Source organism: Paenibacillus glycanilyticus NBRC 16618, assembly GCF_004000805.1.
Lineage (GTDB): Bacteria > Bacillota > Bacilli > Paenibacillales > Paenibacillaceae > Pristimantibacillus > Pristimantibacillus glycanilyticus.
The window spans coordinates 14,969-30,079 of the sequence record NZ_BILY01000031.1; the positions used below are offsets into that span (position 1 = coordinate 14,969).

A 15,111-nucleotide genomic window follows, 5' to 3' on the forward strand; every position below is an offset into this window, starting at 1 on the left:
TTTTTTTTCTGCATAGCAGGGTTCTAAAAAACTTAGAACTGCCGTCTTCCGGCCAGTCGTCCTAGAATGTAGGGGAAAGGAGCTGGATTGCCACAATGAAACGAAAACCGATTTACGTAGAATTGAACATTCATACCGATATGGAAAAGCTGTGGACCTATACCCAGACCGCCGAGCTGCATGAGCAGTGGGATTTGCGGTTTTCAAGCATCACCTATCTGCCCCGCAAATCGGAGAGGAACACGTTAGCTTTTCTTTATGAGACGCGTATTGGCTTTGGCCTTCGGATAAGCGGAACGGGCAGGACGAAATCCTCGCAGCGCGAAGGGGCGGGAGGCAGGCTGTCTACCCTTGCCTTCGGCTCGGAGCAGCCGTTCTCATTAATCCGTCATGGAGCGGGATATTGGCAGTATCGCCCGAACGCGGACTCGATTACCTTCCTTACGAAATTCGATTATGTCACCCGGTTCGGCCGGCTTGGGCAATGGTTCGACCGCTTAGTGTTCCGTCCTTTATTCGGCTGGGCTACCGCTCTCAGCTTTGATGTTTTGCGGTTGTGGCTGGAGAAGCGGATCCCGCCGGCAGTCAGCCTGCAGCGTACGCTGATTCATTATATGTGCACGGTTCTATTAAGCCTGCTTTGGCTGTATGAAGGTCTCGTACCGAAGTGGATGTACCCGGAAGCGGGAGAGCTAAGCATCATGCAAAGCATGAATATGTTCCCGGGAATGGAACAGCAAGCTCTGAAATGGCTTGGAGCCGCGGAGATTTTACTAGGCTTGCTGCTTCTGACATGTCACCGGAAGAAATGGATTTACTACCTTCAGGCAGCGGGATTATTGGCGCTTGCAGGAGGAGCTTTGGCTTATGCGCCATCGCTGTTGGAGCAGCCGTTTAATCCTTTTGTGTTAAGCGCGGCAATGACAGGGCTATGCCTGATTGGCCTATGGACTTCCAAGGACTTGCCTGACGCCGCCAATTGCATCCGCAAGAAAGGGGAAATGAAGAAATGACGAGATCCATCTACGAACAAGCATTGGGAGAGGAGTTTAAGAAGCTCCATCCTCGCATTCAAGAGCGATTCGGGTTCAGCAGCAAGGACCAAATCGCTTCTATCGGCCAAGGGGTCATGGACCGGATCTGGTTTAATAAGTGGGCGGCATTGCCGCTTGCCTTAGGAGCATCGAGGCATATTATGTTCCCTCAGGGTGGAAGCGGCATCCCGTTTACGATTGAAAATTATGCTTATCGGGACGGATTTGGCCGCGAGACGGTAACCTGGATCCGCAAATTTCAGTTCAAGCGGTCCATTAGGCATTTTGACGCCACGATGATTTACAGCGCTGATAGAAAGGGAATCGTGGACTACCTGGGTAATAAGCAGCATTTGGCGGTGGATCTGGATATTACGGCTTCAAGCAATGGGGGGATAAGGATTCGTTCGGGGGATCAGAGGTTCTACGAGGGACTCCTTCGATTTACCTGGCCGGCGCAGCTCACAGGAACGGCAGATGTTACCGAATGGTATGACGATGAACGGGAAAAGTACCGGATTAGCGTGATTGTCAGCAGCCCCGTTTTGGGTACGGTTTTCCATTATGAAGGGAGTTTTGACGCAGAATTGATTCCCATGAGACATATCCCGTTAGATGCGAAGCCGCTAAGGGAAGAAGCGCGTGAGTGATGTTAAATATTAGCTTCGCATGAAACGACAAATTTTTCTAAACAAAGGAAGGAAAAAAAGACTATATGTCGAATGAAATAAGGATTAAAGCTTCATGTATTCATGAGAAATAGAGGTTGAAGCATGCATAATTCGGTATTTTTCAAGAGCGTCATTAACTCAAACTCCATATTTGATTCAATGGGGCTTCTTGGCCATTTTTTAAAAGATACGATCGGCTGCGAGCAAATTTGTTTATTTCTAATGGAGGATTCACAGCGTCAGGAGCCGGCAGCGTATTCGTACAATATGCTGCAGGTGGATACCAGCCAGCTTCAACAGCTTGCTGTACAGGCTGATTTTTTCGAGCGTATTCCAGATGGAAGACCACTGCGACTAGATGATACGATAGACGGAATCTCCCTTTCGGAGACGTCTTTCCACACGATATATCCCTTCCATATCAAACGTAATGCAACGTATGGCACACTCCTGCTCTGTTTTCAATCTCAGCGATCATTAACACCCGAAGAGCTTCAAATTTGCCGAATGAATAAACTGCATATGGATCAGCTCATCGACAAGATCTATTTCCGCAAGCAATTTCTGAAGGAACAGTCTTTCGAGAGCCTGTTTAACACGCTGCGGATGAAGGACAGCTTCACGGTGGACCATTGCTATAACGTCGCCTTTTATTCCTCGTTGCTTGGAGAAAAGCTTGGTCTTTGTCCGGCCGAACTCGAGCTGCTGAAGCTGGCCGCTCTTCTGCACGATATCGGCAAGCTGGCTATTCCGGATCATATATTGATGAAGCCCGGCAGACTTACCGATGACGAGTTTGACGTTATACGCCAGCATCCGGCTATCGGCTACCAGCTTCTGAAGGATCTGCCGGAAGTGAAGGACATCCTGCCAATCGTAAGATGGCATCATGAGCGTATTGACGGAAGAGGTTACCCGGATGGCCTAAAGGGGGACGAAATCCCGCTGCTTGTCCGGATCGTCAGCCTGGCGGATGCTTTCGATGCGATGACTTCAACCCGGGTTTACCGAAGCTCCCTTCATGTGGAGGAAGTCAGAAAGCAGTTAATTACGAACGTGAATACGCAGTTTGACGAACAGCTCGTCACGCTGTTCCTTGAGATCATCGATGAGCAAATGACGATGAGAACCTTATCTACAGGTGAATGAAATCGGAAAGAGAGTTGGAGTATGTCATTGCGTGAAAAGATACTCATCGTGGACGATGAACCGCATAATGTACAAATTCTTCGTATATTTTTGAACTCCTTAAATTACAGCATACATACGGCAGAGTGCGGCTCTGAGGCATTAAGGTTGTACGATGAGATTCGTCCGGATCTCATACTACTGGACGTGATGATGCCTGACATGTCCGGCTTTGACGTCTGCAAGCAATGGATGAGCCGGGAAGAATTTGATACACCCATTATCTTTTTGTCTGCCAATGTGCAGAAGAAGGATATTTTGCAAGGCCTGCAGCTTGGTGCCTTTGACTATTTGACCAAGCCTTACGATCTTGATCTGCTTGAAATGAAGGTCAGCTATGCTCTGGGACAAAAGCAGAAGCTGGAACGTTTGATGAGCGACAAAGAAAAGCTGTCCGAAAGAGCGAATACGGATGCTTTAACCGGCTTATACAACCGGATGTATCTAAACGAGGTACTCCTGGAATCATCGGTTAGCTTGGCGGATTACGGCGCGATGCTGATGATCGACATGGACAACTTCAAATATATCAACGATACATTTGGCCATCTAGTAGGGGATCAAGTTCTGCAAGCGATTGCTTCCATTATTCAGAAGGCGATCTCTCCGGAGAATGATCTTGCCTTCCGCTTCGGCGGGGACGAGTTCCTTGTCTTGCTGCAGCAGGAGCAGGGAGCAATGGAGACTGCGCAGGAGATAATCCGGGCGGTAAACGAACTTGCAATCGGCTCGCTGGTGGAACAGAGTGCGAAAGCTTCAGTCAGCATCGGAATTACGAAGAGTTCTGACCATTATTCCTTTGAACAAATCATTGGCTTTGCCGACCGGGCCTTGCTGCGGTCCAAACAAAGCGGCAAAAATCAGATCACGATCTATTAAACGGATGGATAGGTGAATATTAATGATGGAATTAAAGAGCTTTAAAAAATTATTTCTGATGACGAAAGTAATTAATTCGCAATTTGAGCTATCCGATATTTTGCAAGTATTCGTTGATGCCATCGCCAGCGAGATTACGCAGGCGGATCTGGTCGGATTTTTCCTCAAGCAGCCTGACGGCACTTTTATCGGGTACAAGGGGAACAAAATGTCGATCGATATTACGGAGCTCCTGATTGATCCTCAGAAGGACCGCTTTGTATGCGATATTCTGGAAAGAAGAGCAAGCGATTATATCGACGACACTAATCTCGACCCGCGCATTGACGACGATAAGAAGCTGCTGATGAAGATCAAATCCATTTTGGGTATTCCCGTTATCGTGAATGATTCGGTATTTGGCGTTGTATTTGTCCATGATTTCGGAAAACCGATGAATCTGACCCGCGAACAGATTGAAGTAACGGAAGCCTTCGTTAATATGGTCAGCGTTGCGATTCATAATATCCAGATGTTCGAGAATACGAAAAATCTTGTGGACAAGCAGCAGCTGCTGCTTGATGCGACAAAGGCATTGTCCAAGTCGCTGTCCGTCCGCGAAGTATTAAAAACCTGTTTCCACTATATGAAACGGGCAACCGGCTCGGATGAAGTGGGTATCCACTTATACAACGAGAAGGACCGTACGATCGAGCCTTATCATATTTCCTCGGTCAGCGTAACGGAAGAGGAATGGAAGAACAGGCATCGCGAAGATATCAAGCTGAGCATTGACAAGGACAAACTGTTCTATGAGGTTGTGACGGAGAAAAAAGCGATAGCGATTTCGGATGTTTACGCGGATCCCCGGCCGGATCACCGGGCTTGCGAGATGTTCGGCATCAAAAGCCTGCTGCTCATTCCGCTTGTCGCAAAGGACCGCGTGTTTGGCGACGTCGTCATCCCAACCATGAACATATGCCGCGAATACGAGCCTGGCGAGATCGAATTCTGCCAGTCCATTGCGGATGTAACGGCGACCGCTCTCGCGAATGCCATCCATACCGAGCATCTGGATTATTCGGTCAACGTACGCTCGATGGAGCTGCAGCAGGCGAACTTCAAGCTTGAAGGATTGGTGAAGGAGCTCGAGTACCTGAACGAGCTGAAGAGCGATTTTATCGCGACGCTGTCCCATGAGCTCCGTACTCCTATCACGGCCGTAAAAGGTACCGTTGATATTTTGCGCAAGGAAGTGCTTGGCAAGCTGAACGATTCCCAGCTCGATCTGCTGGAGACGGCGGGTAAATCGATCGAGCGTCTGCTGAATCAGGTGAATGAGCTGCTTGATTTCGCCAAGATGGAGAACGGGAAATTCGAACTGACTTATTCGGAGTTCGATTTCGAAGAGTTGATCCGGGAAGCCACCCATATCGTAGATTCTCTGATCAATAAGAAGAAGCTGGAGCTTGACGTTGAAATTCACGCGGGCGCGAACAGAACGATGCGGGCGGACCGCGAGCGGATTTTGCAAATTTTGCTGAACCTCTTATCGAATTCGATCAAGTTTACCCCGCAGAGAGGCAAAATTACGATTAAGGCATACATGAAAGACAATGAGATGACGATCGAAGTGATTGATTCCGGCATTGGAATTCCTGTGGAAAAGCAAAAAAATATTTTCACGAAGTTTTATCAGGTGAACAATCAAATTAACGGTACCGGCCTTGGCCTTGCCATATCGAGACAGCTGATTGAAATGCACGGGGGCAAAATTTCGTTTGAATCGACCGAAGGGGAAGGCTCCGTATTCAAATTTACCGTTAAGAAATAAGAGAAAGAGAATAGAAGGAGAATAAGATGAGAGCAATCGAAGCTGGATTAAGATTTTTGGTTAGTCAAGGGGTCAAGTACATTTTCGGAGTCCCGGCGGGCTCTATCAACGCATTGTATGATTGCTTGCATGAACTTCCAGAATTAACATCCATTGTAGCCAAGCATGAGTCAAGTTCAGGTTATATGGCAGCAGCCTATACTAGAATTACGGGTATTCCAAGCGTTTGCGTGGGCTCCAGCGGTCCCGGCGCAACAAATTTGGTTACACCTGCCGCAAATGCATGGCGCGAGAAGCTTCCGGTTATTTTCCTGACAGGCGCAATCCCTACTACGAAATTCGGAAAAGGCGGCGGTCAGGAACTAAACGCTGATCCGATCTTCTCTTCCGTCACCAAGCTGAGCAAGACCGTTACCAATCCCGAGGATCTGCCGCGTGTTTTGGCCGAAGCTTACAATACCGCGATTAACGGAATTCCCGGACCGGTACATATTACGATTCCGATCAACATGCAAATGACGGAGATTGGCGAGCCGAAAATGTTAACGGCGGTTCAGACACAACCCGTCCAGCCGAACGCGGATGAGATTGAAGCCGCTGCAGCAGCCATCAAAAAAGCGGGGCGCCGCGGCGCGTTAATGCTCGGACACGGCTCCAAGGAATTTAAAGATACGATTCGTCGATTCGCCGAGCTGACCGGTTGGCATGTTGCGACAACGCCGCGCGGCAAAGGCGCCTTCCCGGAAAATCATCCTCTTGCCTTAGGCGTATACGGATTGGCGAGCAATGATTCGGCGGTGGACTATCTTCGCGGCGATAACCATGATCTGTTAATGATTGTTGGTTCCGCATTAGGCGAATCGGCAACAAGCAGCTGGGATGAGCGGCTCGTGAACGGCAAACAGATCATTCACATCGATCATGATAAACGGGAATTGGGCAAAAACTTCGATACCGATTACCCGGTACACGGAGATATCGAGCTAGCCGTATGGCAGTTGATTGACCGCTTGTCCGCAGGCGTGCAAGAAGAACAGCTTGAGGAAATCTCAAGCGCCTACAAGGAAGCGGCTGCCGCATTGGAAGCAGCTGGTCCGGGTACAGAGGACTGGAATACAAGATCCGCCATCCGCCAGCTTAATCTTCTTGCGCCTGACAATGCTCGGTATTATGTAGATATCGGCGAATTTATGACCTACTCGATTAAAAATATCGTGATCCGCGAGAAGCAAGAGTTCGATATTAACATTAACTTCGGCGGAATGGGATCGGGAATAAGCGGTGCTCTTGGCGCTCAGCTTGCGGAGCCGGCTCGTCCGGTCATCAGTATTACCGGTGACGGCTGCTTCTTTATGCATGGCATGGAAGTGCTGACGGCTAAGGAATACAATCTCCCGATCGTATTTGTCGTCATTAACAATGCCCGACTTGGCATGGTTTATCATGGACACATGATGCAGTACAGACGCTGCCTGGACGACTTCTCCCAACAGCGTACAAGCATCGCGGATGTTGCGAAAGCGCTTGGCGTCCGGTACGCGCAGGCTGAATCCTTGGACGAGCTCCGCCCAGAGCTTGCGACAGACTGGTTCGACCAATCGAAGGGACCTATCGTCATCGAGATTAATGTCGAGGGGAACGAAATCCCGCCGATGGGTGAGCGCGTGAAGTTTTTGCAGGGCGCAACTTATTAATTGAAACCGAAAAGCTGTCTTCCATTCACATGCGGAGGCGGCTTTTTTCAATTCAACGCGCCTCCCCACCTAAGGACGGCGAAGCCGTTTCACCTTGGTCTGGGCGAAAATCGCATAAAAAGGGAAAAGCCGTGACACGTTAAGGGCAACGGAAGGGAGGCGTTCAGCAATGCGAAGGAAAGAAATTCCGTCCTTTTATTTCTATATACTGCATGGCTTGCTTATTGCTGTAGTTCTTGTCCTTGTCTTGTCTTTAGCGGAGCATCCCGCTGTGTCAGCCGGTCAACGGTTTGCGAAGAACGCAGCTATTATTGCCCATCGCGGTGCATCCGGTTATGCTCCCGAGCATACCCTTGCGGCTTTTCGAAGCGCTATTGAAGCAGGGGCGGATTACATTGAAATTGATCTTCAGCTTACGAAGGACGGTCAAATCATCGCGATGCATGACAATACGGTTAACCGTACCACAAACGCGAAAGGCAAGGTGGGGGCTATGACCTTGGATGCCATTAAGCAGCTGGATGCCGGCTCCTGGTTTAATCAGCATCATCCCATGTACGCCAGAGAAGAGTATGCGAGGCAGCAAGTGCCTTCTCTATCCGATATATTCACCGCTTTTGGCCGGGAAACGCATTATATTCTGGAGATTAAAGACTCGCCTTACAATCCGGGAATTGAAGAAAGGCTGCTGGAGACCATCTACCAATACCGGCTTGAGGATTACGTGATCATCCAGTCCTTTGACGCAAAGAGCTTAAAGAAAATCCACATGATGAACGACAGAATCGAATTGCTGCAGTTGATGTGGTACAACACGCCAGCGCGGATCAGCAGCCTTTCATTAAATAAGATCAAAAAATACGCAACGGGAATCAGCCCTAATTTTCCGAAAATCAATGCGGCTTACGTTCATAAGGTTCAAAAATCAGGTCTTCGCATTTACCCGTATACCGTTAATTATCAATTAAACATGGACCGGGCATTAAGCTGGGGGGTTGACGGGATATACACGGATTATCCGGACCGGTTCCGCGAAGTGCTGCGGCAGAATAGCAGTTATGTTTACTTGCTTCGCCATACACTCGCACAGTGGCTGAATAACTGACCGAATCCGTCAGCTATCGGCCGCTGCGGAGCTTTAACGTACGCCGGATCAGCATGGGTAAGGTCATGCTTCCGGCCGTTGCTGCTATAAACGAATGAAAGGGAATGATTAGGGCGTAGTATGCGGCCGTACTGATAACGATATCGATAAGAATGAATTTTCTCACCTCCGCTATTGGAATTACCACGATAACAATCGATTGTTTATTTCCCATTTCGGCTTCCTCCAGCTCCGATAATCTCTATTTCCCATCCTATTGCAGAGTATATTTGTCCCATTCGGGTTACCTGTTACATAATGGCAATCGTTCCAGGGCACATTGTAAATAACAAGGAAGCTAAGAATGGAGGCTTTGTGCAGATGAGTGAAGCTGCAGCGTTACTGCGTACGTCCAAAAACCGCAAATTGCTGTTCAGCGCCGGATTCAGCTGGTTATTTGACGCCATGGATGTGGGGCTTGTCTCGTTTATCGCAGCGGCTTTAAGCGTCGATTGGAGCCTCAATGCCCAGCAGATTGGTCTGCTTGCCGCGATAAACTCTACCGGAATGGCGTTTGGCGCAGCGGTATCCGGATCGCTGGCCGATCGCTACGGCCGAAAAGCCGTTCTGCTATGGACTTTGCTGCTGTTTTCCGTAGCTAGCGGATTATCTGCCCTGGCGCCCAATTTAATGGTTCTGGCCATGCTGCGTTTTGTTGCGGGATTTGGTTTAGGCGGGGAGCTTCCGGTTGCATCCACGTTAGTATCCGAATCGGTGCCCGTTGAAGTAAGAGGCAGAGCGATTGTTCTGCTTGAAAGCTTCTGGGCAGGCGGCTGGATTGTTGCTGCTCTCATCTCCTATTTCTTTATTCCGCATTTCGGATGGAGAATGGCACTCGTTATCGGCGCTATTCCCGCGGTGTATGCGTTGTTCCTTAGACGGGCAATCGAGGATTCCCCGCGTTATAAAGAGCAGGCCGACAGAAGAAGGCTTCGCTTTGGCGAGCGTGTGGCTTCCTTATGGTCAGGTCCCTATCAACGGGCTACCGTAACGTTGTGGATTCTATGGTTCACGGTCGTCTTTTCTTATTACGGGATGTTCCTGTGGCTGCCAACCGTTATGGTATTGAAAGGCTTTACGCTCGTCAAGAGCTTTCAATACGTGCTTATTATTACATTAGCCCAATTACCGGGATATTTTACGGCTGCCTATTTAATTGAAAGGGTCGGCAGAAAAGCGGTGCTCGGCGTTTATCTGCTTATGACGGCCATATGTGCCATTTGGTTCGGTAATGCCAGTACAGCCGGTATGCTTCTCGCCGCGGGCATTTTCCTGTCCTTCTTCAATTTGGGGGCATGGGGTGCCATGTATGCTTATACGCCGGAGCTGTATCCTACAAGCGTTCGCTCAACAGGAGTAGGCTTTGCTGCAGCCTTCGGGAGGATTGGCGGGATTATCGGACCGTATCTGGTAGGCTTGCTGATTGACAACGGCACAACGATTAATGCCGTATTCGTTGTTTTCTTTGTTGCGATCGTTATTGGTGCGTTAACGGTGATGCTGTTTGGCCGGGAAACAAAAGGTATGGATCCAGACCGCGCGTAGAACGGTCTGCAGGTAGGAGGACATGAGGATGAAAGAGGATGGCTTCTCCCCATTGCTGCATGCCAACATAGAAAGAATGAAGCTGATGTTGGGATACAGCTCGGACTTTATCGTCCGTGAGCTGATCCTGCCCGGCAATAAGAAGACGGCTATCTTTTATCTGGACGGCATGGTAGACAAGAAGGAGCTTCAGGACAGTGTTATTTCCGCACTGCTTGACCGGACGCCGGAGGAGCCTGTTACGCTGCAGGAGCTGAAGGATCATGTTCTGGATGCAGGGGAGGTATGCGTTACCCGTACGCTTGAGGCTGCTTTGGAGCAACTGTTCTCCGGCAGCTTATTTATTATGATGGATGGGGTTGTGGACGGATTAAGCATAGCGCTGCCTGGCTGGAACGACCGTGCCATTACGGAATCCAAAACCCAATCGGTTGTCCGTGGTCCTCAGGATTCCTTCACGGAAACCCTGCGCACCAATACAACCCTTGTCAGACGCAGAATTAAAGATACAAGAATTCGGATCGTCTCGCTTAAAGTCGGCAAAATGACCAAAACGGATGTAGCGGTTATGTATATGGACACGCTTGCTGATGAGAAACAGGTTCGCAGACTAATCGGACGTTTGCAAGCCTGCAAGCAAGACCGGGTTCTCGAAGGTGAATACCTGGAAGAGTTCCTGCATGAGAAAAAACAGCTGACCATATTTCCAACCATGTACAATACGGACCGGCCTGATACGATTGCCGCGGGAATTATGGAAGGCAAAATTGCGATATTCGTAGACGGTACTCCGTTTGTGATGCTGACGCCTGCATTGTTCGTAGATTTCATACAGTCGGCAGAGGATTATTACCAGCGTCCCTTTTACAGCAACCTGATTCGGCTGCTTCGTTACGTGGCGCTTGCCATCTGTCTACTCGCGCCGTCTGTCTATATTGCTCTTACAACTTTTCATCAGGATATGCTGCCAACTCAGCTGCTCTTAAGCCTAGCCACCCAACGGGAAGGGGTGCCTCTTCCGGCTTTTATTGAAGCGATGCTTATGGAAGGCACGTTCGAGATATTGCGGGAAGCCGGAATACGGATGCCGCGCACGATTGGCCAAGCGGTATCGATTGTAGGAACGATTGTGATTGGCCAGGCCGCTGTAGAGGCTAGTATCGTCTCGGCGGCAATGGTTATTATCGTATCGATTACCGCCATTTCCAGCTTTGTCATTCCGGCGTATGCCATGTCGATTCCGATTCGGATCATACGCTTCGCGTTTATGGTTTTGTCGGCTTCCTTTGGTGTTTACGGACTGACTATCGGCATTATTGTCCTGGTTGTGCATCTGTGCCATCTTCGTTCCGCCGGCATTCCGTACTTAAGTCCAAGCGCTCCGTTCCATGCCAGCCAGCAAAATGACGCCATCTTCCGCATGCCTTATTGGAAATCGACGAAAGGGCAAACGAAGCAGGGGCGATCCTCATGAGCGGCTGCAAAAGGATTGGACTGGCTTTTACAGCCTTCATATTGATGGCATCGCTCTTGACGGGATGCTGGAACCGGCGGGAGCTGAATGCTATTTCCGTTGTGCTGGCTATGGGAATTGATTGGGTAGACGAACAGTATCAATTGACGGTTCAAGTATCAGACCCGTCCCAGATGTCGATAAATCGTTCAGGCGAGCGATCACCTGCCATTATTTTCTCGGAACGGGCGCCAACTATTTTTGAAGCATTGCGCAAAATTACGACCAAAGCTTCGCGAAGGATGTATTTATCCCATATGCGGATCGTCATTATTAATGAAAAGATAGCGGAGCGGGGGCTGCGGAATCCTCTTGATTTTTTATTCCGGGATCACGAGGTCCGTCCGGACTTTTTCATGGCCGTTGCGAAAGGCTGCGACGCCAAAGATATTCTAGCGTTCGTTACGCCAATGGAGGTGCTGCCGGCCATTGATTTATACAAATCGCTTAAAGTGTCCGAGAGTTCCTGGGCGCCTACTTCCGCGGTCAATGTTGTTGATATGATGCAGAAGGTAACGAAGGATGGAATCGAACCGGTTCTAACGGGAATTACGCTTATCGGTAACAGAAACAAAGGAATGAAAATAGATAATGTGAAGCAGCCCAAAGCATATGCCGAATACAAATATACGGGAATTGGCGTGCTTCTCGACGACCGTATTGTCGGGTGGCTAGGTGAATCGGACAGTAAAGGCTACAGTTATGTGTCTAACAATGTGCGCAGTACGGTTGGTCATGTGAGATGCCCAAACGGCAGGGATAACTTTGTCGTAGAGATCTATAAATCGCATGCCGAGATTATTCCTTCGATAAAAGACGGCAAGCCTCATGTGAAGGTTAAAATGAAGAGCGATGCCAACATCGGCGAATATCATTGCAGTGCGGATCTTGGAGATGAAAAGGTATTCAGTCAAATGCAGCAGGTAGCGAGGGAAGAACAGAGGACTACTCTTGAGCACAGTATCCGTCATGTTCAGCGGAAATACGGTGCGGATATTTACGGCTTTGGCGAGGCTTTCCACCGGAAATATCCGAGGCAATGGAACAAATGGAAGAAGCAATGGCCGGAAATATTCAAAAATGATCTTCAGGTTGAAGTTGTAATCACAACCGAGCTGCACAAAACAGGCAAGATCTTAAATACGATTCACAAGCAGCCTTAGCTGTAATGAGAGTCTATTCGTGTGGGAGGCGGCTGTAATGGATCATCTGATTATTCTGCTGATCTTTCTGGCAGGGGCTTTTATGGAGTATCGCGTCCTGATGAAAAAACGCCAAGTTCGGGATATTGTAGTCAGCGCATGTTTCCTTAGCGTGGGAGTTGCGCTTGTATTGCTTCGACAGCTTCAAGTGAATCTGCCGAGTCCAATGATGGGGATCAACGTCCTGTTCAAGCCAATTGATTTGTTTATGTCGAGGCTGCTTAAGTAGTTCGTAGTTTATTAATGAAGAAAGAAGAAGGGGGCAGAGCATGGATAATGAGAAGCTGACGATCAGGCAGATGACGATGTGGTTTATCCTGTACCAGCTGGGCAGCGCATTTCTTGTTCTGCCTTCCAATCTTGCGTCGATTGCCAAGCAGGATGCCTGGATATCGCTTTGCGTGGTGTTGACTGTTCAGTTATTGATGATTATGGTATATGGGGGAATCGCAAAACAACTACACGGTGTCCCGTTTGAACAATATTTACAGACACTGCTTGGGCAATGGCTAGGCAGGCTATTTTTGCTGTTATTCACGTTGATGTATCCATTTCTTATCCTTAGCCTTGTGTTGCGAGATCTTGCGGATTACATAACGACGTTGATCTTGCCGGAAACGCCAATGTCGGCAATCTTTGTCCTCATGCTAGGCGTAGTCATATACGTGGTATATTGCGGGGTAACAACAATCGGCCGTGCGGCGGAAGTGCTGTTTTTCCTGGTTATGGGGCTGCTTGCTTTAGGTTATGTTCCTCTGATCCCCAAGATGAATCTGGACAATTTGCTCCCGGTATTCGAGTTTGGCTGGAAGCCGGTTGTTCATGCTTCTTTTACGACCATGGCCTTTCCCTATATTGAGAGCATACTGTTCCTGTACTTCGCCACGCATACGAAAAAGCCGCAAGAGTGGAGAAGGCTTGTCATCAAAAGCTCGCTGTTCTCCGGGTCCCTGTTTATGTGCGTAACGGTTATCGTTATTTCCGTCCTGAGTCAGGGAGTCGTCTCCACCGTAGGCTTCTCGAGTTATTTTGCCGTCCGGACGATCAGCTTCAGCGATTTCTTCGAACGTTTCGAGATCGCAGTGTCGGTTATTTGGTTTATCGCGATTTTTTTTCGCATGTCCTTGCTCATGTACGTAAGCGCAAAAGGTCTCTCGACCGTGTTTAAAATGAAGGATTACCGGTCTTTATTAATACCGATTGGCCTTATCGCTTATGTCATTGCCGGAACAGTATGGCCAAACACGGCTGCCTTGTTTACGACCTTCCGCATTTGGCCATTCTATGCGATGATCTTTGGGATCATCTGTCCGATTCTAATCTGGATAGCGGGGCAAATCAGGCAAAGCGTATCGAATTAATTGGCTGCCGCGATTTTTTTCAGCTTGTCCCATTCCTCGGTATGGCAGCGCAATTGCTCCAGCAAGGCTTCCATTCTCCTAATCAGTTCCGCTCTCTCCTCGGCATTCAGCTCCTGCAAGGATAAAGCCGCTTCATTGGGCAGCGGAGAGAAAGAGGGCAGGGCAGTCAAGAGCTGATTCAGCTTCTTGTCCATGGCTTCGTAGGGACTAACCGGTGCCGGCACAGTTTCGACTACCGTTGTTGCTGTCTCGGTAACCTCGGCCGGCTTGCTCTTTTCCGCTTTAGGCGCCTTTGGCTCGGCCGGCTTCGCTTTCTCCGCCTTGTTATGCTGCTGCACCGACCAGGTCTCCAGCAATCCGGGACCCGATTTGTACAGGAGCTTGTCCTTAGTAGCGGCAGAGATATCCTTGTCCTTGAACAGCTTGGCGATTTTCTTCACGTCCGAAGGCGGCATCTCGTCTCTTGCCATAATGAGGGCCAACGGATCCCGATGCTCCATCGGCAGGTCCTTCAGCGGCAGCAACTGGTCCTCCGTGAGACGGTCTTTGCGAATTTCCGTGCCGCCAATGATAAGCTTCCGAACCGAATTGCCGAATTTAAGCAGCTCGCATTTGTTCTTTATGTACGATTCCGGTTTGCCGAACTTGCTGGCAAGGAATTTAACCGATCGGCTAAATTTCGGGTCGGTCATCAGCTTGTTGAAAGCCTCCGCTTCTTCAATCGGGGAGAAGCCTTGACGCGTCAGGTTCTCGGCGATTTGCTCCAAGTAGATTTCCTGCTCATCGGTCATGTTCGTCACGATACAAGGTATCGTGGCTAGTCCAAGCCGCTTGCAAGCCTTGTAACGGCGGTTGCCGTAAATAATCTTATATCTTCCTCCATCGATCGTTCTTACTTTAATGGGGGAGAGAAGCCCGATTTCCTCAATATTACGCATCAGCTCGACCAAAGCTTCTTCGTCGAACTGGTAGCGGGGCTGGTCCGTATCTTCGTCGATTTGGGTTAGTGGGAGTTGTACAATATCCATCACTTATCTCCTATTCTATTGTTCTATCTTTCTATTATA

Annotated in this window: 14 protein-coding genes; 12 read left to right on the forward strand and 2 right to left on the reverse strand. The window is 49.0% G+C overall.

Going from position 1 to position 15,111, the window contains the following annotated elements; all coding sequences use genetic code 11:
* Positions 1 to 95 precede the first annotated feature (95 nt).
* The 7 genes from PGL01S_RS21715 (at position 96) to PGL01S_RS21745 (ending at position 8,384) form a co-directional block, all read left to right on the forward strand.
* Positions 96 to 1,013, forward strand: a complete 918-nt coding sequence (locus PGL01S_RS21715; RefSeq protein WP_127496665.1) for a DoxX-like family protein — start codon at positions 96 to 98, stop codon at positions 1,011 to 1,013.
* Entirely contained in the window at positions 1,010 to 1,684 is a 675-nt protein-coding gene (locus PGL01S_RS21720; RefSeq protein ID WP_127496666.1) for a DUF4166 domain-containing protein, read from the forward strand. The genes PGL01S_RS21715 and PGL01S_RS21720 overlap by 4 nt, the downstream gene beginning before the upstream one ends.
* Positions 1,685 to 1,807: 123 nt before the next feature.
* Positions 1,808 to 2,854, forward strand: coding sequence for an HD-GYP domain-containing protein (locus PGL01S_RS21725; RefSeq protein ID WP_127496667.1), 1,047 nt, complete (start codon positions 1,808 to 1,810; stop codon positions 2,852 to 2,854).
* Between the two features lie 21 nt (positions 2,855 to 2,875).
* Positions 2,876 to 3,772, forward strand: coding sequence for a GGDEF domain-containing response regulator (locus PGL01S_RS21730; protein ID WP_127496668.1), 897 nt, complete (start codon positions 2,876 to 2,878; stop codon positions 3,770 to 3,772).
* A 22-nt stretch (positions 3,773 to 3,794) separates the two neighbouring features.
* On the forward strand, positions 3,795 to 5,585 hold the full coding sequence (locus PGL01S_RS21735) for a GAF domain-containing sensor histidine kinase (RefSeq protein ID WP_127496669.1): 1,791 nt from the start codon (positions 3,795 to 3,797) through the stop codon (positions 5,583 to 5,585).
* A 26-nt stretch (positions 5,586 to 5,611) separates the two neighbouring features.
* Positions 5,612 to 7,279, forward strand: coding sequence for a thiamine pyrophosphate-binding protein (locus tag PGL01S_RS21740; RefSeq protein WP_127496670.1), 1,668 nt, complete (start codon positions 5,612 to 5,614; stop codon positions 7,277 to 7,279).
* A gap of 169 nt (positions 7,280 to 7,448) precedes the next feature.
* On the forward strand, positions 7,449 to 8,384 hold the full coding sequence (locus tag PGL01S_RS21745; RefSeq protein WP_127496671.1) for a glycerophosphodiester phosphodiesterase: 936 nt from the start codon (positions 7,449 to 7,451) through the stop codon (positions 8,382 to 8,384).
* Positions 8,385 to 8,397: 13 nt separating this feature from the next.
* Here the strand turns inward: PGL01S_RS21745 and PGL01S_RS21750 are convergent, their stop codons facing one another.
* Positions 8,398 to 8,598 (reverse strand): hypothetical protein, encoded by a 201-nt coding sequence (locus PGL01S_RS21750; protein ID WP_127496672.1) that lies wholly within the window; start codon positions 8,596 to 8,598, stop codon positions 8,398 to 8,400.
* A gap of 146 nt (positions 8,599 to 8,744) precedes the next feature.
* Here PGL01S_RS21750 and niaP point away from each other — a divergent pair, with 146 nt between their 5' ends.
* The 5 genes from niaP to PGL01S_RS21775 are packed head-to-tail and all read left to right on the forward strand — an operon-like array spanning position 8,745 to position 14,044.
* Entirely contained in the window at positions 8,745 to 9,968 is a 1,224-nt protein-coding gene (gene niaP, locus PGL01S_RS21755) for an MFS transporter (protein ID WP_127496673.1), read from the forward strand.
* A gap of 28 nt (positions 9,969 to 9,996) precedes the next feature.
* Positions 9,997 to 11,442: a spore germination protein gene (locus tag PGL01S_RS21760; RefSeq protein ID WP_127496674.1), complete on the forward strand. Its 1,446-nt coding sequence runs from the start codon at positions 9,997 to 9,999 to the stop codon at positions 11,440 to 11,442.
* Positions 11,439 to 12,644 carry a Ger(x)C family spore germination protein gene (locus tag PGL01S_RS21765; protein WP_127496675.1) on the forward strand — a complete coding sequence of 402 codons (1,206 nt, stop codon included), beginning with the start codon at positions 11,439 to 11,441 and terminating at the stop codon, positions 12,642 to 12,644. Before PGL01S_RS21760 ends, PGL01S_RS21765 begins: the two co-directional genes overlap by 4 nt.
* Before the next feature lie 37 nt (positions 12,645 to 12,681).
* The gene (locus PGL01S_RS21770; protein ID WP_127496676.1) at positions 12,682 to 12,912 is read left to right on the forward strand and encodes a hypothetical protein; all 231 of its coding nucleotides are present in this window, start codon (positions 12,682 to 12,684) and stop codon (positions 12,910 to 12,912) included.
* A gap of 40 nt (positions 12,913 to 12,952) precedes the next feature.
* Positions 12,953 to 14,044, forward strand: a complete 1,092-nt coding sequence (locus PGL01S_RS21775) for a GerAB/ArcD/ProY family transporter (RefSeq protein WP_127496677.1) — start codon at positions 12,953 to 12,955, stop codon at positions 14,042 to 14,044.
* Here the strand turns inward: PGL01S_RS21775 and PGL01S_RS21780 are convergent.
* Positions 14,041 to 15,072: a ParB/RepB/Spo0J family partition protein gene (locus PGL01S_RS21780; RefSeq protein WP_127496678.1), complete on the reverse strand. Its 1,032-nt coding sequence runs from the start codon at positions 15,070 to 15,072 to the stop codon at positions 14,041 to 14,043. The genes PGL01S_RS21775 and PGL01S_RS21780 overlap by 4 nt on opposite strands.
* Positions 15,073 to 15,111: the final 39 nt, after the last annotated feature.